The sequence below is a fragment of the Bradyrhizobium guangxiense genome (assembly GCF_004114915.1).
In the GTDB taxonomy this organism is placed as follows: Bacteria; Pseudomonadota; Alphaproteobacteria; order Rhizobiales; family Xanthobacteraceae; genus Bradyrhizobium; species Bradyrhizobium guangxiense.
Genome location: NZ_CP022219.1, coordinates 5,262,293 through 5,285,355, shown reverse-complemented (window position 1 = coordinate 5,285,355; position 23,063 = coordinate 5,262,293). Strand labels below are relative to the sequence as shown.

Genomic DNA, 23,063 nt, shown 5'->3' with positions numbered 1-23,063 from the left:
TGGAAATGAGCCAATATAGTCAGAGATTCGCACAAATTACAGGCATGTGCCTGTTCGTAACTCATGGAGTGCCTACGTTGTGCGTTGCGTCGTGTCGGCACCCGGGTGTCCAATGATCGTCATGTGCTCACGCTGATTCGAAACGGCCTGAGGAACGGTCCGGTAACTGCTTTCGTTTCAGCTTGTAGCGGAACTCACGCGGAGAGGGATCATGTACAACGATTCTCTATTCAACGCTTTCGCTCGGTCGTTCGAGGCGAGAAGCCAGCACGACATGTCGATGGCGGAATATCTGGAATCGTGTCGAAGCGATCCCATGAAATACGCGAACGCGGCCGAACGACTGCTAGCGGCGATCGGCGAACCCCAGACGATTGACACGGCCAAGGACCCACGCCTTGGCCGTATTTTTTTGAACCGCACCATCCGGACCTATCCGGCCTTCGCCGGCTTCTACGGCATGGAAGAAACCATCGAGCGCATCGTTGGTTTCTTCCGCCACGCGGCGCAGGGCTTGGAAGAGCGCAAGCAGATCCTCTATCTGCTCGGGCCGGTCGGCGGCGGCAAATCTTCGCTCGCCGAGCGGCTGAAGTCATTGATGGAGGTGCACCCGATCTACGTGCTCAAGGCCGGCGACGAGCTCTCGCCGGTGTTCGAGAGCCCGCTCAGCCTGTTCGATCCCGACCAGCTCGGCCCGATGCTGGAAGAGAAGTACGGCATTCCGCGCCGGCGTCTCACTGGGTTGATGAGCCCGTGGTGCTACAAGCGGCTGGAAGCCTTCGGCGGCGACATATCCCAGTTCCGGGTCGCGAAGATCCAGCCGTCGCGGCTGCGTCAGATCGCAATCGCCAAGACCGAGCCCGGTGACGAGAACAACCAGGACATCTCCTCGCTGGTCGGCAAGGTCGACATCCGCAAGCTCGAGACCTACGCCCAGAACGATCCCGACGCCTACAGCTATTCCGGCGGCCTCAACCGCGCCAACCAGGGCGTGCTCGAGTTCGTCGAGATGTTCAAGGCGCCGATCAAGATGCTGCACCCGCTGCTCACCGCGACGCAGGAAGGCAACTACATCGGCACCGAGAACATCGGCGCGATCCCGTTCACCGGCGTGATCCTCGCGCACTCCAACGAAGCCGAGTGGGCGAGCTTCAAGGCCAACAAGAACAACGAGGCCTTCATCGACCGCATCTGCGTCATCAAGGTGCCTTACTGCCTGCGCGTCACCGAAGAGCAGAAGATCTACGAGAAGCTGATCCAGGGCTCCGAGCTCGCTTCGGCGCCTTGCGCGCCGTCGACGCTGGAGACGCTGGCGCGGTTCTCGGTGATGTCGCGCCTGCGCAAGCACGAGAATTCCACCCTGTTCGGCAAGATGCGGGTTTACGACGGCGAGAGCCTGAAGGAATCCGATCCGAAGGCGCGCAGCGTGCAGGAATATCGCGACGCCGCCGGCGTCGACGAAGGCATGGACGGCGTCTCCACCCGCTTCGCCTTCAAGATCCTCGCTGCAACCTTCAACCACGATCCGCAGGAAGTGGCGGCCGACGCCGTGCATCTGATGTACGCGCTTGAGCAGGCGATCCGCCGCGAGCAGCTGCCGGAGGAGACCGAGAAACGTTATCTCGAGTTCATCAAGGCGGAGCTTGCGCCGCGCTATGCCGAGTTCATCGGCAACGAGATCCAGAAGGCTTATCTGGAATCCTACTCCGATTACGGCCAGAACCTGTTCGACCGCTACGTTGACTATGCCGACGCCTGGATCGAGGATCAGGACTTCAAGGATCCCGACACCGGCCAGCTGCTCGATCGCGAGCTTTTGAACCAGGAGCTGACGAAAATCGAGAAGCCGGCGGGCATCGCCAACCCCAAGGACTTCCGCAACGAGGTCGTCAAATTCTCGTTACGGTCGCGGGCCCAGAACGGCGGCAAGAATCCGACCTGGACCTCCTACGAGAAGATTCGCGATGTGATCGAAAAGAGGATATTCTCCCAGGTCGAGGACCTGCTTCCGGTCATCTCCTTCGGGTCGAAGAAGGACGGCGAGACGGAGAAGAAACACGGCGAGTTCGTCGCACGCATGGTGGAGCGCGGCTACACCGAGCGTCAGGTTCGCCGGCTCGTCGAATGGTACATGCGCGTGAAGCAGGCCGGTTGAGGCGGATGGGAGGCGAATGGTAAAGTGCCCATTCACATTATTGACAGGCGCCTGAATCCAGGCGGCAAGAGTCTTGAGAACCGCCAGCGGTTCTTGCGTCGGGCCAAGTCCCTGGTGCAGGGCGCCGTCAAGAAGACCTCGCAGGAGCGCGACATCAAGGACGTCCTGGAGGGGGGCGAGGTCACGATTCCCCTCGACGGCATGCACGAGCCGCGCTTCCGCCGCGAAGGCGGAACGCGCGACATGGTGCTGCCCGGCAACAAGAAGTTCGTCGAGGGCGACTATCTCCAGCGCTCCGGCCAGGGCAGCGCCAAGGATTCGGGCCCGGGCGAGGGCGACAGCGAGGACGCGTTCCGCTTCGTGCTCTCCCGCGACGAATTCGTCGACCTCTTCCTGGACGACCTCGAGCTGCCGGATCTCGCCAAGCGCAAGATTGCGCAGACCGAGAGTGAGGGCATTCAGCGCGCCGGCTACACCACGTCGGGCTCGCCCGCCAACATCTCGGTGAGCCGGACGGTCAAGCTCGCACTGGCCCGCCGCATCGCGCTCAAGCGCCCCCGCAAGGAGGAGATCGAGGAGCTCGAGGCTGCGATCGCCGCGTGCACCGACGAGGACGAACGTGAGGAGCTATTGGCCCAGCTCGAAAAGCTGAAGGCGAAATCCAAGCGCATCCCTTTCATCGACCCGCTCGATATCCGCTATCGCCGCTTCGAGACGGTGCCGCGGCCGGTGGCGCAGGCGGTGATGTTCTGCCTGATGGACGTCTCCGGCTCGATGTCCGAGCACATGAAGGATCTCGCCAAGCGCTTCTACATGCTGCTCTACGTGTTCCTGAAGCGTCGCTACAAGCACGTCGAGATCGTCTTCATCCGCCACACCGACCGCGCCGAGGAGGTCGACGAGCAGACCTTCTTCTACGGCCCGGCCTCGGGCGGCACGCTGGTCTCGAGCGCGCTGCAGGCCATGCACGACATCGTGCGCGAGCGCTTCAACCCGTCGGACTGGAACATCTATGCCGCGCAAGCGTCCGATGGCGACAATTCCTATTCCGACGGCGAGCTCACCGGCATGCTGCTGACCGACAAGATCCTGCCGGTCTGCCAGTTCTTTGCCTATCTCGAGGTCGGCGAGTCCGGCGGCAGCGCCTTCGATCTGTCCGACTCCTCGCTCTGGAGCCTCTATGAGCGCCTGCGCAACAGCGGCGCACCGCTCTCGATGCGCAAGGTCTCGGAGCGCAGCGAGATCTTTCCGGTGTTCCACGATCTGTTCCAGCGCCGCGAAACTGCCCAGGAGAAGGCCGCTCCATGACGGAACGATTGTTCGAAGGCGCGGATTGGGATTTCCACACCTTGCAGCGCATCACCGATGCCTGCGAGGAGGTGGCGTTGAAGGATCTCGGGCTCGAGGTCTATCCGAACCAGATCGAGGTGATCACAGCCGAGCAGATGCTGGACGCCTATTCGTCGGTCGGCATGCCCTTGTTCTACAAGCACTGGTCGTTCGGCAAGCATTTTGCCTTCCATGAGGCCTCCTACCGCAAGGGCCTGATGGGTCTTGCCTATGAGATCGTGATCAACTCCTCGCCCTGCATCTCCTATCTGATGGAGGAGAACACGGCGACGATGCAGACCCTGGTGATCGCCCACGCCGCCTTCGGCCACAACCACTTCTTCAAGAACAATTACCTGTTCAAGCAGTGGACCGACGCCGAGGGCATTCTGGATTATCTCGACTTCGCCAAGAACTATGTCGCGACCTGCGAGGAGCGCTATGGCCGCGTCGAGGTCGAGCGCACGCTGGACGCCGCGCACGCGCTGATGTCGCACGGCATCGACCGCTATCCCGGCAAGAAGAAGCTGGACTTGCGCGTCGAGGAGAAGCGGGCGGGGCGCCGGCGCCAGCATGAGGAGGAGGTCTTCAACGACCTCTGGCGCACAGTCCCGAAGGGCGCCGCCAAGAGCCGGTCCACGCTGAGCATCGAGCGCCGCCGCAAGCTGCTCGGCCTGCCGCAGGAGAACCTGCTCTACTTCCTGGAGAAGAGCGCGCCGCGGCTGGCGCCGTGGCAGCGCGAGCTGTTGCGCATCGTCCGCCACATCGCGCAATATTTCTATCCGCAGAGCCAGACCAAGGTGATGAACGAGGGGACGGCGACCTACGTCCACTATCGCATCATGACCAAGCTGCATCAGCAGGGCCGCATCACCGACGGCAATTTCCTCGAATTCCTGGGCTCGCACACCAACGTGGTGTTTCAGCCCGAATTCGATGATCCGCGCTTCTCCGGCTTCAACCCTTATGCGCTCGGTTTTGCCGTGATGCAGGACATCGAGCGCATCGTCACCAATCCGGAAGACGAGGACCGCGAGTGGTTCCCCGACATCGCCGGCAAGAACGACGTGATGGGCGTGCTGCGCGACGTCTGGGCCAACTACCGCGATGAAAGCTTCATCGGCCAGTTCCTGAGCCCGAAATTGATGCGGCACTTTCGCATGTTCCACCTGCACGACGATCCGGAGGAGCGCGCCGGCATCCGCGTCGATGCCATCCATGACGAGCGCGGCTTCCGCCGCGTCCGGCGCGAGCTGGCGCGGCAGCACGATGTCGGCTTCATCGATGCCAATATCGAGGTGGTCGACGTCGATCTCTCTGGCGACCGCCGCCTGATCCTGCACCACCATGTCATCAAGGGCTCGCAGCTCAACGAGACCGATGCCAAGCGGGTGCTGCAGCATTTGGCCGATCTCTGGACCTACGACGTCGCGCTGATCGAGGTCGACGCCAACGACAAGGTCCTGCGCGAATACGTCGTGAGCCCGCGGCCGATCCCGGCGGCGGTGGCCTGAGGCGTCTTTCGTACGGATCAACGGGGCGAGATGCACGTTGATGCGCCCTCGCCCCTTGTGGGAGAGGCTAGCGACGTCGGCAGACACTCGTGGCGGCACACTGCCTACGAGGCTGATCGCTTCGCCGGCTTCTTCTTCGCCTTGCTCGCGTTCAGCTCCACCGCCGCGCGGATCAGCGCTTTCAACGCCTTCTCGTTGATCTTCTCGCCTTCGCGAATATCGATCGCGCGCCGTACATTGCCGTCGAGGCTGGAATTGAACAGGCCCGAGGGGTCATCCAGTGCCGCGCCCTTGGCGAAGGTCAGCTTCACCACTGCCTTGTAGGTCTCGCCGGTGCAGATGATGCCGTCGTGCTCCCACACGGGAACGCCGCGCCATTTCCACGCTTCGACGACATCAGGATCGGCGTCCTTGATCAGCGCGCGAATGCGCCCCAGCGTTTCCCCACGCCAGTCGCCGAGCTCCCTGATCCTGCCGTCGATCAGCCTGGCGGGCGACAGCCCGCCCGCGTCCGTCGCGCCAGCCTTCGTCGCGGCCACGGTCTTCTTCATTCTCTCGCCTCGTTCACGCGTTGCTGCGGCCGAGATGGGGCAGCGCGAACAAATACAGCCCGGTCGCGAGCAACGGAATCAGCGGGACCAGCGCCAGGAAGCCGATCCAGACGGCCTGCAGCTGCATGATCATCGCCACGATGTTCGCGATGACGGCAAGCGTGAAGGCCATCGACAGCCAGCGGTGAATCTGCCGGATCCACATCTGCGTGCTCATTGGAATCTCCTTCTCGGAATGATCGGAATGACGATGGTGCCAAGCATGATCCGGAAAAATGCGAAGCGGTTTTCCGGAATGATCATGCGCAAACAACAACCTAAAGCGCGATGACGATTCATCTAGATCTCATCGCGCTTTAGCCGGCCCGCGCCAGCAGCTCGTCCAGTTTTGCAAGGAACTGCTTCCAGCCGGCATGCGCGCCGCCATAGGCCTGTTTCTGCGTTGGGCTGAAGCCCGCCTGCTCGACGCGCAGATGCGTGCCCGAACCGGTCGGGGTGAGCGTGAAGGTCACGACGCTCTTGAGGTTGAAGGCGGCGTCCTCATGAGAAAAATTCCAGGTGTAGGCGAGCGTCTTCTCCGGCTCGATGGTGAGCACCTCGCAATCCAGCACGCCACCCCATTCGCCGCGCAGATTGAAGCGATGGCCGACGGTCGGCTTGAAGTCGTTCTTCATCAGCCATTCCTCGATCAGATGCGGCTGCGTCAGCGCGCGCCAGAGCCGCTCGACGGGAGCGGCAAATTCGCGCTCCACGACCACCGCGCGTGTCTGGCTTGAGGGTTCGGTCATTGGTCCATCCTCTTCAGGAGATCGTCGAGTGCGTCGAGCCGGCGCTGCCAGAACGAGGCCATCCGGCTGCTCCAGTCGATCAGCGGATTGAGCGCGCCGGGCTGCGCGCTGTAATGGGTCTGCCGTCCCTCATGGCGGTCGCGCACGAGGCCAGCCTGCTTCAGTGCGCCCAAATGTTTTGACACCGCCGGCTGCGACACGCCCGATCGCACCGTCAGCGCCCCGACCGTCTGCTCGCCCTCCCGGCACAGCCGCTCGAAGATCGCCCGCCGGGTCGGGTCGGCGAGCGTCCTGAACAGGAGATCGGGCGCGGGGGACATGGGTAATCCATAACCAGAAAGTTATGGATTAATTCATAACCATGGAGTTATAGGTAAGTCAAGAGCGAGGGGATATGGGACTGGCTTTCGCTGGCCCCTCCGCCTCATTGCGAGGAGCCCTTGCGACAATGCAATCCAGACTGTCTCCACGGAGGGATTCTGGATTGCTTCGCGGAGCCTGTCATCGGGCCGCGCTTGGCGCGGACCCGGTGGCTCGCAATGACGGAGAGACACCGGCGGCCAAGTCGGTCTTACGGCCGCAAATACAGATATCCCTGCGACTGCAGCTCGGCGAGGCGCACCACGCCGCCTTTCTCCGCATTGACGAAACCGGGCAGCAGATCCCTGAGCGTGACGTTCTGCGCCTTCATCGTGTTACCGCAGGCGGCGAGCTCGATGCCGTCCTTGGAGAATTCGCCGATCCGCTTGCTGATATCAGGGTTGGTCTGCGTCGCATGAAATGCCTTCAGCGCCGGCCCGTGGATCACAAGCGCGATGGTGACATGTTCGGGGCCGCCGACACCGTCGATGTGGTTCTGGATGTTGCCGAGCACGAAATTGACCTTCTCGGCGTCGCTGAGGTGGTACACGACTTTCAGCTTGTTGCTCGCGCTCGCGTCCGTCGCGGCTTTTGCGCTGGAGGCGCCGAGCGCTGCGCCCAAGGCCGAGACGGCGCTCCACAAGATGTTGCGGCGGTTCATGGCGTTCTCCCTGATTGCCTGACGTTGCCGCAGAGATATCACTTGTGACGCAGCGCGGCGAGTTCCTTACGGTCGATCACGAGCGAAGCGCATTCGCTATTGTTGGTGCGGTCGAGCCGGAAGATCTTGTCATCAGCGCCGGCCACCAGCGCGTGCTCGGCTTCGTCGTCCGGCTTGTTGTTTTGCCAGACCCGGATCTGTTCGAGGCGGATGATGGCAGACTTGTTGTCCTTGGACAGCGCCACTTCGATCCCGCCGCCTTCGCAGTCGACGCCGCAGCCCATGCGGACCTCGTCGCCCTGGCTGAGCAGCACCGCGTGACTGCCGCACGACCCGCTGGAGTCGAAATCGCCGCTGCGATGGCGATAGCGGAAGCCCATGCGGAACGAGTTGTGCAACTGCTTGTCCTCCTTGTCGGTCTCCGCCGAAATGAGCAACTTCATCGAGGCGACCTTCTGCTTGGGATGACGGGCCAGATGTTCTGCGTCGTAGCGCCGGACGAAGCAGGCATAGGCCTTGTCGCCGGGGCCCCCGCATAGACCCGGGCCGTGAAGGCCTCGGCTTCGGCCTTTGTGGTTTCCCGGACCTTGTCGGCTTCATCGGCGCGGGCGACGCCCACGAGGTCGGCAAAAGCGAACGGAAGGACAAGAGCAAGCTTCATGATCGCACCAAGCATTTGAACCGTCGTCGCCTCGCAACGAGCAGGGGAGCCGACTGGGGGTTAGTCGCAGGCGGGGAGCGGCGCGTTCAAGCCCTCCCGGTCGCGCACCTTGCCGGCAGCCTCGCGCAAGGTTCCAGCCTTAAGGCTTGCAAGCAGGGGCGGTAACCCCCTGGTTGCTGCAGATGACTGGTGGCGGTCAAAATGTCCGTAAGTCAGAACTTGCCCAACCTTGCGATCGGCTATTCCGCGCTGCGGCTGCTGAAGCTGCTGGGCGCCGGCCTGCTGCTGACGCTGCTGTCCGCCGCAGTCGCGTTCAACTGGTTTCAGGTCAAGACTCTCTCCGAGTTCCAGATCACAGCCTGCTACGTTGGTGTCGCATTGTTTGGATTCATGACCTGCAGGACGCTTTGGCGCCTGGTCTCAAGCAGGCAACCGGTCCTTTTCATTACCCGCGTCGGTATTCGCGATACCCGTATCGCCGATGACACCATCTCCTGGAGATCGGTGCGGGACGTATCGGTTTGGCGGTATCGCAGTCAGGCGATCGTGGTGCTCAAGCTCGACCCGCTTGTCGCCAGTCGCTTCGACGTTGGCCTTCTGAAGCGCGTCGTATCGGTGATGAACGAAGCGATCGGCGCGGAGGGCGTGCTCATCAATCCTGGCGGCCTGACGATGGATGGCGAAACGCTGCTTGAGACCTGCAAGCAATATTGGAAGGCCGGCCGCTTGGCATATACGGCCAGTCCCGCGACGCAGCCCGAGCCGGTCAATTAAGACATCCCGGCATCGGCCGATGCCGATAGCCTTCTGATACCGCGCGTCTCACCGCAGGCTGGCGTTGATCTTGTCCAGCACCGCCGAACCCGGGCACAGCGTATCCGCCTCCAGCGAGTTGAGCGGCGTCTCGACCGTGTTGAGGTGCTCGTGCAGATCTTCCGCGTCGGGATCGACGTAAAGAAGTCCCGTGACGATCTGGCCTTTGGCGGCGTGCCGCGCCAGGAAAGTCTGGGCGCCCAGCCGGTCGTGCGGATCGTAATCCGCGTCGATCTTGCGCAGCGCGATCTTGCTGCCGTCGTGCTGCTCGACCACCTGCACCGTGCCCGGCGCGTAATCGACCGCGATCGGGTCGCGGCCGACCAGCACGTCAAGCCGGTTCACGGCGTCATTGTGCTCGCGGACATAATCAAAGCTCTTGGTCGAGCCGGCGTGGTTGTTGAAGGCGATGCAGGGGCTGATGACGTCGATGAAGGACGCCCCCTTGTGGCCGATCGCGGCCGCGATCAGCGGCACCAACTGGCTCTTGTCGCCCGAGAACGAGCGCGCGATGAAGGTGGCCCCCAGCTGGAGGGCGATCGCGACGAGGTCGATGGCGTTGTCGGTGTTGGTGACGCCCTTCTTGCTCTTCGAGCCGCGGTCGGCCGTCGCCGAGAACTGGCCCTTGGTCAGGCCGTAGACGCCGTTGTTCTCGACGATATAGGTCATGTTGACGCCGCGCCGGATCGAATGCGCGAACTGGCCGAACCCGATCGAGGCGGAATCGCCGTCGCCGGAGACCCCGAGATAGATCAAATCACGGTTGGCGAGGTTGGCGCCCGTGAGCACGCTGGGCATGCGGCCGTGCACGGAGTTGAAGCCGTGCGAATTGCCGAGGAAGTAATCCGGCGTCTTCGAGGAACAGCCGATGCCGGAGATCTTCGCCACCCGATGCGGCTCGATTGACAGCTCGTAGCAGGCTTCGATGATCGAGGCCGTGATCGAATCGTGGCCGCAGCCCGCGCACAGCGTCGAGATCTTGCCCTCGTAGTCGCGATGCGTGTAGCCGAGCGCGTTCTTCTTCAGCCCCGGATGATGGAATTTCGGCTTTGCGATGTAGGTCATGACACGGCCTTGCGGAGCGGGGTCACCTTGAGGTGATCCTGGTGGTCGCCGATGGCTTTTGCGATGAAGCGGGCGGTGATCGGGGTGCCGTCGTAATGCACGATCGGCACGAGGCGAACGGGATCGATGCCGTTCTCGTTGACGATGAGCTGGCGGAGCTGGCTGTCACGATTCTGCTCGACCACGTAGACGAAGTCGTGCTCAGCGAGGAAGCTTGCAACGCTCGAGTGGAACGGGAAGGCGCGGATGCGCAGGCGGTCGAGCTGGTGCCCGCGTGCTTCCAAAAGGCCGATCGCCTCGTCCATGGCGGGGGAGGTCGAGCCGAAATAGATCACGCCGTATTTGGTCGGTCGTTCCGCATTGGCCTGCAGCGGCCGCGGCACCAGGTCCTGGGCGGTCTCGAATTTGCGGACGAGGCGCTGCATGTTGTCGGCATAGACCGAGCCTTCCTCGGAATAGCGCGCATAGCGGTCGCGCGAGGTGCCGCGGGTGAAGTAGGAGCCCTTGGTCGGGTGCGTACCGGGATAGGTGCGATAGGGGATGCCGTCGCCATCGACGTCGAGATAGCGGCCGAAGTCGCGGCCTTCCTCCAGCATTTCCGCGGTCATCACCTTGCCGCGGTCGTACTGCTTGGCATCGTCCCATTTCAGCGGGCGGCAGAGCCGGTGGTTCATGCCGATGTCGAGGTCGAGCATCAGGAAGATCGTGGTCTGCAGCCGCTCGGCGAGATCGAAGGCGGCCGCTGCGAACTCGAAGGCTTCAGCAGGGTCCTCTGGGAACAGCAGCACATGCTTGGTGTCGCCATGCGAGGCATAGGCGCAGGCGATGATGTCGCATTGCTGGGTGCGGGTCGGCATGCCCGTGGAGGGGCCGGCGCGCTGGATGTTCATGATCACGGCCGGAATCTCGGCGAAGTAGGACAGGCCGATGAACTCCGTCATCAGCGAGATGCCGGGGCCTGAGGTGGCGGTGAAGGCGCGGGCGCCGTTCCAGGAGGCGCCGATCACGATGCCGATCGAAGCCAGCTCATCCTCGCCCTGCACGATCGCGTATTTTGCTTTGCCGGTCTCGGGATCATGCCGGTATTTCTTGCAGTGGGCGGTGAAAGCCTCGGCCACCGACGAGGAGGGCGTGATCGGATACCAGGCGCAGACGGTGGCGCCGCCATAGACGGCGCCGAGCGCAGCGGCACTGTTGCCCTCGATGAAGATGCGGTCGCCGACCTTGTCGGACTTTCTCACGCGAAGCCCGATCGGGCATTTCAGATTCTGCAGCGCCCAGTCGCGGCCGAGATGCAGGGCGTGGACGTTGGATGAGAGCAGCTTCTCCTTGCCCTTATACTGCTCGCCGATCAGCTGCTCGATCAGCTTGGGGTCCATCTCGAGCAGGGCCGAAAGCGCGCCCAAATAGATGATGTTCTTGAACAGCTGGCGCTGGCGCGGATCAGTGTAGGTCGAGTTGGTGATGGCGGTTAAGGGGACGCCGATCACGGTGATGTCGTCGCGGAATTTGGCCGACGGCATCGGCTTGGTGGAATCATAGAACAGGTAGCCGCCCGGCTCGATGCCGGCGACGTCCTTGTCCCAGGTCTGCGGGTTCATCGCCACCATCATGTCGACGCCGCCGCGGGCGCCGAGATGGCCGTCTTCGGTGACCCGCACCTCGTACCAGGTCGGCAGGCCCTGAATGTTGGAGGGGAAGATATTGCGCGGAGACACAGGCACGCCGTGGCGCAGGATCGCGCGTGCGAACATCTCGTTGGCGCTGGCCGAGCCGGAGCCGTTGACGTTGGCGAAGCGGACGACGAAGTCGTTTACGCTGCTGATCGGCTTCTTGTCGGACATGTCGAACCTGCGTGAGTCATCTCGATGAAATATTTCTGCATGTCCCAGGCGCCGGTGGGACAGCGCTCGGCGCACAGCCCGCAATGCAGACAGACGTCCTCGTCCTTGACCATCACCCGTCCGGTTTTTAGATCCGAGGAGACGTAGAGGTCCTGATCCGGATGCGCGGAGGGCGCCTTCAGCCGCTGGCGCAGATCGTTTTCCTCGCCATTGGCGGTGAAGGTGATGCAATCCATCGGGCAGATGTCGGCGCAGGCGTCGCACTCGATGCAAAGCGAGGTCGAGAACACGGTCTGCACGTCGCAGTTCAGGCAGCGATGCGCCTCGCCGAGCGCGAGCTTGACGTCATAGCCGAGCTCGACTTCAGCGCGGATGTCCTTCAGCGCGATCACCTTGTCGCGATGCGGCACCTTGTAGCGCTTGTCGTTGGAGATGTCGTTGTCATAACTCCATTCGTGGATGCCCATCTTCTGCGATGAGACCTCCACGTCGGGCAGCGGGCGCTCGGTGATGTCCTCGCCCGACAGCATCTTGTGGATGGACAGCGCGGCGTCATGGCCGTGCGCGACCGCCCAGATGATGTTCTTGGGGCCGAACGCAGCATCGCCGCCGAAGAAGACCTTCGGGTTGGTCGAGACGAATGTCTTGGGATCGACCTTGGGCATGTGCCATTTGTCGAACTCGATGCCGCAATCCTGCTCGATCCAGGGGAAGGCATTCTCCTGGCCGACCGCGACCAGCACGTCGTCGCATTCGAAGGTCTGGTCCGGCTCGCCGGAGGGAACGAGGTTGCGGCGGCCCTTGGCATCGTATTCGGCCTTCACTTTCTGGAAGGTGATGCCGGTGAGCTTGCCGTTGTCGTGGAGGAAGGCGACGGGAACGAGGAAGTTGAGGATCGGAATGTCCTCGTGGATCGCGTCCTCCTTCTCCCAGGGCGAGGCCTTCATCTCCTCGAAGCCGGAGCGCACGACGACCTTGACGTCCTCGCCGCCGAGCCGGCGCGCGGTGCGGCAGCAATCCATCGCGGTGTTGCCGCCGCCAAGCACGATGACGCGCTTGCCGATCTTATCGGTATGGCCAAATGACACGTTGGCCAGCCATTCGATGCCGATATGGATGTTCGCGGCTGCCTCTTTCCGGCCGGGAATGTCGAGCTCGCGGCCGCGCGGCGCGCCGGAGCCGACGAAGATCGCGTCGTATTTCTCCGCGAGCAGACCCTTCATGCTGTCGACGCGGTGGCCGCCTTTGAACTCGACCCCGAGATTCAGGATGTAGCCGGTCTCCTCGTCGATCACGGAATTGGGCAGGCGGAATTTCGGGATCTGCGTGCGCATCATGCCGCCGGCTTCCGGATCGGCATCGAACACCGTGCAGTGATAGCCGAGCGGCGCGAGATCGCGCGCCACCGTCAGCGAAGCGGGCCCGCCGCCGACCAGCGCGACGCGTTTGCCGTTCTTCGGACCGGGCTTGGGCAGGCGCTGCTTGATGTTGTCCTTGAAGTCGGCGGCGACGCGCTTGAGGCGGCAGATCGCGACGGGATTTTCCTCGACGCGTCCGCGCCGGCACGCCGGCTCGCAGGGGCGATCGCAGGTGCGTCCCAGAATTCCGGGAAACACGTTCGATTTCCAATTGATCATGTAGGCGTCGCTGTAGCGGCCCTGTGCGATCAGTCGGATGTATTCGGGAACCGGGGTGTGCGCAGGACAGGCCCATTGGCAATCGACCACTTTGTGAAAGTAGTCGGGGGCCGCGATATCGGTCGGTTTCATTCCTACCCTGTCCGCGCAGGCCCAAAGACCCGGCGGCCTCTTTTGAGCTTGGCGGACGCTTAACGCGCGTCGATCTGGTTTCTGAATGACGTCATTGGGTTAGCTTATTAGAACCATTCCCAAGTACAACGGCAAATTTGTGGATGTCCTCGCTTTCATGGGAGCCACGCGCACACAGCATTAACGGCGCGCGCAATGTGCGTGCGGTGCAGCATGTTGCGATGCGTGCGAGCGCGTCAGTTGCGCGCGATGTCGCTCTTCGCCAGGTCCCACATCAGGCAGTAGGTGCCGACGGAGACCGGGAGCGGGAAGGGCGCGGCGGCAGGTCCGGTGAAGCGTTCGGCGATCACGGCCGAGACCGCGCCGACATGCGTGCCGTCGATCAGCACGAACCAGTCGCGCGCGCCTTCGTTGCGCACCGCCGGAATGTCCGCCGTCGCGCCAGACAATTCCGGCTCGCTTTCGAGCAGATGCATCGAGATGAGGCCGTCGCGGTCCTGCGGTGCCAGCTTTTCTTGCAGTGCGTCACGCCATGCGCCCGCGTTGTCCGGCGTGGGGCGCAGCCGCACGAGCCCGAGCGCTGCGCCGCGGCCGGTGCCCTTGCTGATGGTGATGCGCGCGACCACGCGCAGCATGTCCTTGAAATGCGCCATGCTCCGCCGCGACCATTCGGTCTGGTTGGCCAGACGCGCGCGGTAAGCGGGGCTGTCGAGCACGTCGAGCGTTTCGGTCGAGTACAGCGAGAGATATTTGGGATTGGCGGCATGCGCGACATAGCGCCGCGCTTCCAGGAAGCCCTCGATCGCGACGCGCTCTTCCAGATGCTCGCGATCGTACCAGCGGTTGAAATCGGCCTCGTCGGCCGCGTCGATGTTCATCGACGTCAGCAGCATGCCCTTCCCGGCGAGCGGCATTTTTCTTGTCCCCTTATCGCCCGATCTTCGATGCGAGGTCGGCGATCGATTTCATCACCGCATCCCTCACGCCGGCATCATAGAGCGAATGTCCGGCTTCTTCCACGATGCGAAGCTCGGAACCCGGCCAAACTTTCGCGAGTGCGTCGGACGTCTGCGGCGGACACAGCAGATCGTAGCGGCCCTGCACGATAATGCCGGGAATGCCGGCAAGGCGCTCGGCGTCTCGCAACAACTGGTCTTCGCCCATGAAGGAATTGTTGACGAAATAATGCGCCTCCATGAACGGCGTCGCCGGCAGCGTGCGCCACACATTCAGTGAGGCGAGGTCGAGCCGCGTCTTGCCCGCCTTGTGCTCCGACAGCGCGCGCTCGGTGTCGTGCCAGGCCCGCGCCGCAGGTCCGTGGACGGCAGGATCGGCATCGAGGATGCGGCGATAGTAGGCTTCCACCGGCTGCGCGCGCTCCTCAGGCGGCAGCACGCTCAGAAAATCCTCGTAGAGTGCGGGGTAGAATTGCTGCAGGCGACCCGTGAAGGCGGTCTCGACCTCCGCCCGCGTGCCGAGGAACGTCGCGCGCAGCGCAATGCCGGAGACACGCTCGGGATGCGTCTGCGCGTACGCCAGCGCCAGCGTGGCGCCCCAGGAGCCGCCAACCATCATCCAGCGTTCGAAGCCGAATTTCTCGCGGATCTTCTCCATGTCCGCGATCAGATGCGCCGTGGTGTTGTGCGCGCGCGATCCCTTCGGCCGGCTCCGGCCGCAGCCGCGCTGGTCGAACAACACCGCATGCATCCGCTCGGGATCGAACAGCCGGCGATGGTCCGGCTGGCAGCCGCTGCCGGGTCCGCCGTGCAGATAGATCGCGGGGATGCCGTCGCTGCGGCCGACGCTTTCGACATAGAGCTCATGGCCGTCGCCGACGTCGAGCATGTCGGAGGTCAGCGGCGCAAAGGGATCGGCGCGTCTCGCCGCTGTGCCGGCGTCGGCGTCAGGCGCCATTCTCGGATTCCAGGGTGCCACCGGCGAAGTTGCGATAGAGGAAGCGGTTGGTCTCGCCCTCGGCCTCGGCTTCCGCCTGCTTGAAGATGGTCTCGTGCAGCGGCGACAGCGCGCAGGCCGGATCGGTGTTGGCGGCGTCCCCGGTCAGCGCGAAGGCCTGGCAGCGGCAGCCGCCGAAATCGATCTCGCGGAATTCGCAAGATTTGCACGGCTCCTTCATCCAGCCGGTGCCGCGATAGCGGTTGAAGGCCTCCGAGTTCTGCCAGATCCAGGCGATCGAATGGTTGGAGCGCACGGATTCGAACGCGAGCCCGGTGATGCTCTCCGCGGCGTGGCAGGGCAGCACCTTGCCGGCGGGCGAGATGTTGAAGAACTGCCGGCCCCAGCCGCCCATGCATTTCTTCGGCCGCAACGCGTAATAATCGGGGACGACGTAGTCGATGGTCAGCCGGCCCTTCAGCCGCTCCCGTGCCGCCTCGACAATGGCGGTGCACTCGTCGAGCTGCGCCACAGTCGGCATCAGCGCCGCGCGGTTCTTCAGCGCCCAGCCGTAATATTGCACATTGGCGACCTCCAGCCGGTCGGCGTCGAGATCGATGGCCATCTGGATGATGTCCGGGAGTTGGTGCAGGTTCTGCCGGTGCATCACCGCGTTCACGGTGAGCGGCAGATCGAGCTCGCGCGTCCATTTCGCCACCTCGAGCTTCTTGCGGTGGCCGCCTTTGTAGCCGGCGACGCGATCGGCGAGGCCTTCCTCGATGCCCTGGAAAGAGATCTGCACATGGCAGAGCCCGGCATCTGCGAGCTCGCTGAGCTTCTCTCGCGTCAGCAGCACGGCCGAGGTGATGAGGTTGGTGTAGAGGCCGACGTCGCTGGCATGCTTGACGAGGTCGACGAGGTCCTTGCGCGCCGTCGGCTCGCCGCCGGAGAAATGCACCTGCAAGACGCCGATCTCGGCAAGCTCGCTCAAGACCCTCTTCCATTCCTCGGTGGTCAGCTCTTTGCCCGAGCGGTCGAGCTCGACCGGGTTGGAGCAATAGGGGCACTGCAGCGGACAGCGATGCGTGATCTCAAGCAGCACCGCCAGCGGAATGCCGAAGGTCTCCGCCGTCGAGCGCTGCTTCTCCAGCACCGCGAGGCTGTCGCTGGTTTCGGGCGGGATGTTTGGGAGCACGTCGCTCATGGCGTCTTCTCCCTGATCTCGGTGAGAAAGCCCTTGTCGGCGAGGTCCTGCAGCATGACGATGACGTCGGCGAGGATCGCCTCGCGGGGCGCCGCGTATTTCGCCGCCAGCTGGTCGGACACGTCGCCGACGCTGCGCTTGCCGTCGCAGAGCTGCAGCACCTCGACCGCGATCTCGTCCGGCGCCAGCACCCGTTCCGGCGCCAGGATTACCCAGACCTTCCGCGTCTCGTCATATTTCAGCTTGGCATGCCGCGGCAGCACGGGGCGGCTCGCCTCGCTGACGCTGATGTTCCGCGGCCCGGCCATTGCCCTCGTCCTTCAATTCGCCTTCTTAGTTTTCTTTGGGCACGAACGCGCCCGGCGGAATGTGGCCCTCGACATAGGCGTGCTGGAGCGCGTCGAGCTGCACCCACAGCACGTTGGTCTTGAAGATCAGCGCGTTGCACACCTGGGCGCGCTGCTCCGGCGTCGTGGCGTGCGTCTTGACGTAATCAAGCGCGAAATTGGCATCGCGCGGTGCCTGCGTCAGGCGGCGCTTGAAATAGCTCATGGTGTCGGGATTGACGAAATCGTAGTGCTGCAACATGCCGGCGATGCGCTCCTCATGGATGCTCGGCGCGAACAGCTCGGTGAGCGAGGAGGCGATCGCCTCCAGCGGGCTCTTCTCGCGGCAGTAATGCACGTAGGCTTCCACTGCAAAGCGCGTCGCCGGCAAGATGCCTTCGGTGGATTCCACGTAAGCCGTGTCGAGGCCGAGGCCTTCGGTCAGCTTGATCCAGCGCTCGATGCCGCCTTCGGCCCCGACGTCTCCGTCATGGTCCTCGATGCGGTGGCGCCATTCCAGGCGCGTGGCGCGATCGCGGAAGCGCGAGATCACCACCGCGTCCTTGATCGGAATCGTGCTCTGGTAATAGTAGCGGTTCAGCGCCCAAGCCTGCACCTGGCCCTTGTTCAGCTTGCCGCCATGCAGCAGCTTATGGAACGGGTGCAGGCTGTGATAGCGCGTGGCCCCGATATGGCGCAGCGTAGCCTCGAGCTCCTCGGCCGAGTTGAGCTTCAAGTCCTTGCCGATCGAGAGTGCAGTCATTCCAGTCATTGACGCCGTATTCACAGCACGATCTCCGTTCCATCCGCCGGTATCTGCCAGCCCGCCGCCTCGGCGGCCTTGCGCTCGTGCGAGGCAGGCAGCAGCGCCGGGTTCGAGTTATTGATATGCAGAAATATCTTCCTGTCGAGCGTGAGATCGGCCAGCCGCGCAATTGCGCCGTCCTCGCCGGACATCGCGACGTGGCCCATGCTCTTGCCGGTCTTGTGGCCGAGCCCGGCCCTGATCATCTCGTCGTCCCGCCAGACCGTGCCGTCGAAGAACACGAGCGAAGCGCCGTCGATCTCGGCCTTGAGCGCGTCGGTCACGTCGGCGCAGGCGGCGATGAAGTAGAAATATTTGCCGGTCGACTTGTCGGTGATCTTCAGGCCCAGCGTATCGCCGTCGCCGCTGTCGCCGCCGGGATGCGCCTTGCCTTCCAGATACCAGGCCGACTTGCCCGAGACCGCGAAGGGCAGCACCTCCAGTCCGGAGCGGGCGCCGTCGGCGAGACGCGGCTCGAATGGCTCATTGATGCCAATCGGCTGGCGCCGCACGTGCTTCTCGTTCAGCACGTTGAAGATGCTGTTGCTGGCAAGGATCGCCAGCACTTTCTCATGCGCATAGATCGTGAACGGCGAGCTCTCGCGCATCGAGAGCAGACCCGCCACCGCGTCCACTTCGCTGTTGGTCAAAATCACGCCCGCAATTGGCGTATGGCGCAACACCCCGGCCTTGGGGTGCAGTTGCGGGGTGGCATTCAATTGCTGGCGCAGGTCGGGGGACGCGTTGATCAGGAACCAGTTCTCGCCATCGCCGCTGAAGGCGACCGAGGCCTGCGTCCGGTGCAGCTCAGGCCCACCATTGCGGGCAGCCCGGCAGCCCTCGCAGCCACAATTCCACTGGGGAACTCCGCCGCCGGCTGCGGCGCCCAGGACGACGAGGCGAAGCATGATCCGTCTCCTGGAGGGAACACGCGCGGTGGATCTCAGGCCGACGCATCTGCCGACAAGAATTCCTTCTTTCGGAAACGCATCGTGACCGAAAGATCCACCGCCGCAGAACGCGAGATCGCCAACCGGCTTACTTGCGGGTGGCGCTCACATACATGTTGATTTCCATGCCACAGGGCACTTCGACGATCTTCGGGGCTTTCCATGCCATTTTGGCTCTCCATTTTCTGCGAATTCGGACGTATCCGCCCACCCGCTAAGTTAATGCGAGTGCAGAAGTTCGCTAGTGAAATTTTCCCGGACCTAGGTAGTAGGCCGGTTGAATTGTTGCAGTGCAAAGAAAGCTTGTTGCTGCCGCAAAGTGAGCGAACGACCGACGCAAAAACCGCCGATAGGTCGTGATCCCTGTCGGGATAAACGAGTTGTGAGTATAGATCGGCTTCCAATCGGCTACAGGCGACCCCATTGGATCAGGCATGCCCAGATATTTCTTCAACACCCGTATCGGCGACGAATTGATCGTGGATCCTGACGGCGAGGATCTGCGCAACCCCGATCGTGCCTGGGAGGTCGCCCGCCAGATGATCCTGGAGGTGGTGAAGTCGGAGGGCACCCAGCGCGCCCTGCTCGATGCAGTGATCGAGGTGACCGACGCCGAAGGCGAGATCGTGCTGGAGTTTCCCTTCACCGAGGCGCTGCTGGACATGCCGGATCCGTCCGCGACGAGGCATTAGCGACCTCCAACTCTTTCCACCGTCATTGCAAGGGCTCCTCGCAATGATGGAGAATGAGGCGCTATCCCGCACCAAACCCGCCCTTCATGCCTGCGAAATCCGCATGGCTTTGCCGCGTTCCGGGCGCTAAAAGACGCCGGTCACACGGAGCAAGCCATGCAAGATCTCTGGCGCCTGTCGGCCGCCGACCTCGCCACCCTCGTCAAATCCAGGAAAGTCTCCGCCAGGGAGGCTGCCAAGGCCGGCCTCGCCCGGCTCGATGCCGTCAATCCCAGGCTCAATGCGGTGATCGACCACCGGCCGGAGGACGTGCTCAAGCAGGCCGACGCTGTCGATGCCGCCATCGCGCGCGGCGAGGATCCCGGCGTGCTCGCCGGCGTGCCCGTCACCATCAAGGCCAATGTCGACCAGGAGGGCTTTGCCACCACCAACGGCCTGAAGCTCCAGCGCGACGTGATCGCGCGCGAGGACAATCCGGTGGTCGCCAATTTCCGCAAAGCTGGCGCCATCCTGCTCGGCCGCACCAATTGCCCGGCCTTCTCCTATCGCTGGTTCACCACCAATCTCATCCACGGCGACACCAAGAACCCGCGCGACCCCTCGCTGACCCCGGGCGGCTCCTCCGGCGGCGCCGGCTCGGCGGTCGCGGCCGGCATCGGCCATATCGCCCACGGCACCGACATCGCCGGCTCGATCCGCTATCCCGCCTATGCCTGCGGCGTCCACGGCCTGCGTCCCACCCTCGGCCGCATCCCGGCTTTCAACCCGGCGCTGCCGGAGCGCCCGATCGGGCCGCAGATCATGGCGGTGTCTGGTCCGCTCGCACGCACCATCAACGATATCAGGATTTCGCTCGAAGCGATGTCGGCTCGCGACATCCGCGATCCCTGGTTCGTGCCGGTGCCGCTGCAAGGCCCCGCACGGGACAAGCGCGCCGCGCTCTGCCTCAATCCGGGCGGCCTTGCCACCACGCCGGAGGTGAAGGCGGCGGTGAGCGATGCCGGCAAGCGCCTGGAGCGCGCCGGCTGGGCCGTCGATGTGATCGAGGACCCCCCGCCGATGCGCGAGGCGGTCGAGTGGCAGATCAAGCTTTGGCTCGGCGATGGCTATGAGGCGCAGCTCGAGGCGGCCGAGCGCGAGGGCGATCCCGGTGCGCTGGCCTGTCTGCGCGGTACCCGCGCCAGGGTCACGCCGATGGACCAGGCCAATTACGCCAAGGCGCTGACTCGGCGAGCCACGCTGACCCGCGAATGGATGCTGTTCTTCGAGAAATACGCGGTGCTGCTGACCCCGGTGTCCGGCGAGCTGCCGTTCCCGGATCATCTCGACCGCAAGGACGAGGAGTCCTTCAAGCGGGTCTGGGAAGCGCAGCTCCCGCAGATCGCGATTCCTTTCATGGGATTGCCGGGCCTCGTGGTCTCCACCGGTCTCGTCGGCAAGGCGCCGGTCGGCGTGCATGTCGTCTCGGGCCGCTATCGCGAGGATCTCTGCCTGCTCGCGGGCGAAGCGATCGAGGCGGGCGGCGTGCCGCCGTCGCCGATCGACCCTGTGGGCTAGCGATGTCGGCCATCTACGACTTCAAGGCCAACTCGCTGGCCGGCGAGGAGGTGCCGATGCGCCGCTTCGAAGGGCAGGTGCTGCTGATCGTCAACACCGCGAGCAAATGCGGCTTCACGCCGCAATATCGCGGCTTGGAGGAGCTGCATCGCGATCTCTCTCCGCGCGGCTTCTCCGTGCTCGGCTTTCCCTGCAACCAGTTCGGCGCGCAGGAGCCGGGGCAGGCGAGCGAGATCCAGGCGTTCTGCTCGACCAACTACGACGTCACCTTCCCGCTGTTCGAGAAGATCGATGTCAACGGGCCGACGGCGCATCCCCTGTATGAGTATCTGAAACACCAGCAATCGGGCCTGTTAGGCGCCTCCATCAAATGGAATTTCACCAAATTCCTGGTGGACCGTGCCGGCAAGGTGGTCGCCCGCTACGCGCCGACCGCACGGCCTGAAGGACTGCGGAATCAAATCGAAACACTGTTGTGAGCAAGGCAATCATGAGCGACGAATTTCCGGACCGTCTGTCGGTCGATCCGAACAGCCCCTATTACAACGCGGACATCCTGTCGCGCGACGTCGGCATCCGCTTCAAGGGCATCGAGAAGACCAATGTCGAGGAGTACTGCATCAGCGAAGGCTGGGTCCGCGTCACCGCCGGCAACGCCAAGGACCGCTACGGCAATCCGCTGACCATCAAGGTGCACGGCCCGGTCGAGCCGTATTTCCGGGATAAGAAGTGACGGCGAAGCCGTCATTCCGGGGCTCGCGAAGCGAGAACCCGGAATCTCGAGATTCCGGGTCTGGTCCTTCGGACCATCCCGGAATGATGCGATAGTAATCGAAAGTCCAACCCCATGTCCGTCCGCATCGTCGACGTCCGCGAGATCACCAAACCGATCTCGTCCCCGATCCGCAACGCCTATATCGACTTCACCAAGATGACGACCAGCCTCGTTGCCGTCGTCACCGACGTGGTGCGCGACGGCAATCGCGTCGTCGGCTACGGCTTCAACTCCAACGGCCGCTACGGGCAGGGCGGCCTGATCCGCGAGCGCTTTGCCTCGCGCATCCTGGAGGCCGATCCGAAGTCGTTGCTGGATGAAGCCAGCGACAATCTCGACCCCGACAAGGTCTGGGCCGCGATGATGACCAACGAGAAACCGGGCGGCCACGGCGAACGCTCGGTCGCGGTCGGCACCATCGACATGGCGGTGTGGGACGCGGTGGCGAAGATCGCCGGCAAGCCGCTGTTCCGTCTGCTCGCCGAACGCCACGGCGTCACCGCCAATCCGCGCGTCTTCGTCTACGCCGCCGGCGGCTACTATTATCCCGGCAAGGGCCTGTCGATGCTGCGCGGCGAGATGCGCGGCTATCTCGATCGTGGCTATAACGTCGTGAAGATGAAGATCGGCGGCGCCGCTATCGACGAGGACCGCAAGCGCATCGAGGCCGTGCTGGAAGAGATCGGCAAGGACGCGCAACTCGCCGTCGATGCCAACGGCCGCTTCAATCTGGAGACCGGCATCGCCTATGCTAAGATGCTGCGGGACTATCCCTTGTTCTGGTACGAGGAGGTCGGCGATCCCCTCGACTACGCGCTGCAGGCCGCGCTCGCCGAGTTCTACCCCGGTCCGATGGCGACAGGCGAGAATCTGTTCAGCCACCAGGACGCCCGCAACCTGATCCGCTACGGCGGCATGCGCCCCGACCGCGATTGGCTGCAATTCGACTGCGCGTTGTCCTACGGCCTGTGCGAATACCAGCGCACGCTGGACGTGCTGAAGACCCACGGCTGGTCCCCCAGCCGCTGCATCCCGCATGGCGGCCACCAGATGTCTCTCAACATCGCCGCCGGCCTCGGCCTAGGCGGCAACGAGAGCTATCCCGACCTGTTCCAGCCCTATGGGGGCTTCCCCGACGGCGTGCGCGTCGAGAACGGCCACATCACCATGCCGGATCTCCCCGGCATCGGCTTCGAGGGCAAGTCCGATCTCTACAAGGAGATGAAGGCGCTGGCGGAGTAGGGGCGGGGACGGCCGCTCCACATTCGCTGTCGTCCCGGACAAGCGCGCCTTAAGCGCGCTCCGATCCGGGACCCATAACCCCAGGGAGAGGTTATGGAGCGAGCGGGTC

At 63.6% G+C, this 23,063-nt stretch carries 24 protein-coding genes and 1 pseudogene; 9 read left to right on the top strand and 16 right to left on the bottom strand.

The features are described 5' to 3' along the window. The first annotated feature begins 211 nt into the window (after nucleotides 1-211). From X268_RS25285 to X268_RS25275, 3 genes are read left to right on the top strand one after another with little or no spacing between them, the layout of a single operon-like run. On the top strand, nucleotides 212-2,155 hold the full coding sequence (locus X268_RS25285; RefSeq protein WP_128927442.1) for a PrkA family serine protein kinase: 1,944 nt from the start codon (nucleotides 212-214) through the stop codon (nucleotides 2,153-2,155). Nucleotides 2,156-2,185: 30 nt separating this feature from the next. Continuing rightward, nucleotides 2,186-3,463, top strand: a complete 1,278-nt coding sequence (locus X268_RS25280) for a YeaH/YhbH family protein (protein ID WP_208764470.1) — start codon at nucleotides 2,186-2,188, stop codon at nucleotides 3,461-3,463. After that, nucleotides 3,460-4,998 (top strand): SpoVR family protein, encoded by a 1,539-nt coding sequence (locus X268_RS25275; protein ID WP_128927440.1) that lies wholly within the window; start codon nucleotides 3,460-3,462, stop codon nucleotides 4,996-4,998. The genes X268_RS25280 and X268_RS25275 overlap by 4 nt, the downstream gene beginning before the upstream one ends. A 104-nt stretch (nucleotides 4,999-5,102) precedes the next feature. On the opposite strand, the gene X268_RS25270 is transcribed toward X268_RS25275, so the two are convergent. From X268_RS25270 to X268_RS25245, 6 genes and pseudogenes are all read right to left on the bottom strand, one after another. Further along, the gene (locus X268_RS25270) at nucleotides 5,103-5,549 is read right to left on the bottom strand and encodes a DUF1801 domain-containing protein (protein ID WP_128927439.1); all 447 of its coding nucleotides are present in this window, start codon (nucleotides 5,547-5,549) and stop codon (nucleotides 5,103-5,105) included. A gap of 13 nt (nucleotides 5,550-5,562) precedes the next feature. Next, nucleotides 5,563-5,766: a hypothetical protein gene (locus X268_RS25265; protein ID WP_164937931.1), complete on the bottom strand. Its 204-nt coding sequence runs from the start codon at nucleotides 5,764-5,766 to the stop codon at nucleotides 5,563-5,565. Nucleotides 5,767-5,905: 139 nt separating this feature from the next. Continuing rightward, on the bottom strand, nucleotides 5,906-6,337 hold the full coding sequence (locus X268_RS25260) for an SRPBCC family protein (protein ID WP_128927438.1): 432 nt from the start codon (nucleotides 6,335-6,337) through the stop codon (nucleotides 5,906-5,908). Continuing rightward, the gene (locus X268_RS25255; RefSeq protein ID WP_128927437.1) at nucleotides 6,334-6,657 is read right to left on the bottom strand and encodes an ArsR/SmtB family transcription factor; all 324 of its coding nucleotides are present in this window, start codon (nucleotides 6,655-6,657) and stop codon (nucleotides 6,334-6,336) included. Before X268_RS25255 ends, X268_RS25260 begins: the two co-directional genes overlap by 4 nt. Before the next feature lie 251 nt (nucleotides 6,658-6,908). After that, entirely contained in the window at nucleotides 6,909-7,358 is a 450-nt protein-coding gene (locus X268_RS25250) for a DsrE family protein (RefSeq protein WP_128927436.1), read from the bottom strand. A 38-nt stretch (nucleotides 7,359-7,396) separates the two neighbouring features. Further along, nucleotides 7,397-8,019: pseudogene (locus tag X268_RS25245) on the bottom strand (hypothetical protein). A gap of 189 nt (nucleotides 8,020-8,208) precedes the next feature. Here X268_RS25245 and X268_RS25240 point away from each other — a divergent pair. Then, entirely contained in the window at nucleotides 8,209-8,793 is a 585-nt protein-coding gene (locus tag X268_RS25240; RefSeq protein WP_245477647.1) for an STM3941 family protein, read from the top strand. Between the two features lie 48 nt (nucleotides 8,794-8,841). Here the strand turns inward: X268_RS25240 and X268_RS25235 are convergent, their stop codons facing one another. The 10 genes from X268_RS25235 to pqqA form a co-directional block, all read right to left on the bottom strand. Beyond that, complete coding sequence (locus X268_RS25235; protein WP_128927435.1) at nucleotides 8,842-9,897, bottom strand: 2-oxoacid:ferredoxin oxidoreductase subunit beta; 1,056 nt, start codon at nucleotides 9,895-9,897, stop codon at nucleotides 8,842-8,844. Then, nucleotides 9,894-11,741: a 2-oxoacid:acceptor oxidoreductase subunit alpha gene (locus tag X268_RS25230; protein WP_164937930.1), complete on the bottom strand. Its 1,848-nt coding sequence runs from the start codon at nucleotides 11,739-11,741 to the stop codon at nucleotides 9,894-9,896. The genes X268_RS25235 and X268_RS25230 overlap by 4 nt, the downstream gene beginning before the upstream one ends. Continuing rightward, the gene (locus X268_RS25225; protein WP_128927433.1) at nucleotides 11,711-13,510 is read right to left on the bottom strand and encodes an FAD-dependent oxidoreductase; all 1,800 of its coding nucleotides are present in this window, start codon (nucleotides 13,508-13,510) and stop codon (nucleotides 11,711-11,713) included. Before X268_RS25225 ends, X268_RS25230 begins: the two co-directional genes overlap by 31 nt. Nucleotides 13,511-13,746: 236 nt before the next feature. Then, entirely contained in the window at nucleotides 13,747-14,424 is a 678-nt protein-coding gene (locus X268_RS25220; RefSeq protein ID WP_128927432.1) for a DUF4286 family protein, read from the bottom strand. A gap of 13 nt (nucleotides 14,425-14,437) precedes the next feature. After that, nucleotides 14,438-15,424, bottom strand: coding sequence for a prolyl aminopeptidase (gene pip / locus X268_RS25215; protein ID WP_128927431.1), 987 nt, complete (start codon nucleotides 15,422-15,424; stop codon nucleotides 14,438-14,440). Beyond that, nucleotides 15,414-16,607 (bottom strand): pyrroloquinoline quinone biosynthesis protein PqqE, encoded by a 1,194-nt coding sequence (pqqE, locus tag X268_RS25210; RefSeq protein ID WP_128927430.1) that lies wholly within the window; start codon nucleotides 16,605-16,607, stop codon nucleotides 15,414-15,416. The genes pip and pqqE overlap by 11 nt, the downstream gene beginning before the upstream one ends. Next, nucleotides 16,604-16,915, bottom strand: a complete 312-nt coding sequence (pqqD, locus tag X268_RS25205; protein WP_128927429.1) for a pyrroloquinoline quinone biosynthesis peptide chaperone PqqD — start codon at nucleotides 16,913-16,915, stop codon at nucleotides 16,604-16,606. Before pqqD ends, pqqE begins: the two co-directional genes overlap by 4 nt. Before the next feature lie 25 nt (nucleotides 16,916-16,940). Beyond that, entirely contained in the window at nucleotides 16,941-17,696 is a 756-nt protein-coding gene (gene pqqC / locus X268_RS25200; protein WP_430648429.1) for a pyrroloquinoline-quinone synthase PqqC, read from the bottom strand. A gap of 20 nt (nucleotides 17,697-17,716) precedes the next feature. Continuing rightward, nucleotides 17,717-18,646 (bottom strand): pyrroloquinoline quinone biosynthesis protein PqqB, encoded by a 930-nt coding sequence (pqqB, locus tag X268_RS25195; protein WP_128927427.1) that lies wholly within the window; start codon nucleotides 18,644-18,646, stop codon nucleotides 17,717-17,719. 130 nt (nucleotides 18,647-18,776) lie between these two features. Further along, nucleotides 18,777-18,857: a pyrroloquinoline quinone precursor peptide PqqA gene (gene pqqA, locus X268_RS25190; protein ID WP_007595659.1), complete on the bottom strand. Its 81-nt coding sequence runs from the start codon at nucleotides 18,855-18,857 to the stop codon at nucleotides 18,777-18,779. Nucleotides 18,858-19,122: 265 nt separating this feature from the next. On the opposite strand from pqqA, the gene X268_RS25185 reads away from it, so the two are divergent. The 5 genes from X268_RS25185 to tarD all read left to right on the top strand — a co-directional run bounded on the left by X268_RS25185 (nucleotide 19,123) and on the right by tarD (nucleotide 22,954). Then, the gene (locus tag X268_RS25185) at nucleotides 19,123-19,380 is read left to right on the top strand and encodes a DUF6894 family protein (protein WP_128927426.1); all 258 of its coding nucleotides are present in this window, start codon (nucleotides 19,123-19,125) and stop codon (nucleotides 19,378-19,380) included. 156 nt (nucleotides 19,381-19,536) lie between these two features. After that, the gene (locus X268_RS25180; protein WP_128927425.1) at nucleotides 19,537-20,937 is read left to right on the top strand and encodes an amidase family protein; all 1,401 of its coding nucleotides are present in this window, start codon (nucleotides 19,537-19,539) and stop codon (nucleotides 20,935-20,937) included. Nucleotides 20,938-20,939: 2 nt separating this feature from the next. Next, a complete protein-coding gene (locus tag X268_RS25175; protein WP_128927424.1) occupies nucleotides 20,940-21,416 on the top strand; it encodes a glutathione peroxidase in 477 nt (158 codons plus the stop codon). Nucleotides 21,417-21,427: 11 nt separating this feature from the next. Continuing rightward, a complete protein-coding gene (locus X268_RS25170) occupies nucleotides 21,428-21,670 on the top strand; it encodes a DUF3297 family protein (RefSeq protein ID WP_164937929.1) in 243 nt (80 codons plus the stop codon). A 114-nt stretch (nucleotides 21,671-21,784) separates the two neighbouring features. Next, nucleotides 21,785-22,954, top strand: coding sequence for a D(-)-tartrate dehydratase (tarD, locus tag X268_RS25165; protein WP_128927422.1), 1,170 nt, complete (start codon nucleotides 21,785-21,787; stop codon nucleotides 22,952-22,954). Nucleotides 22,955-23,063: the final 109 nt, after the last annotated feature.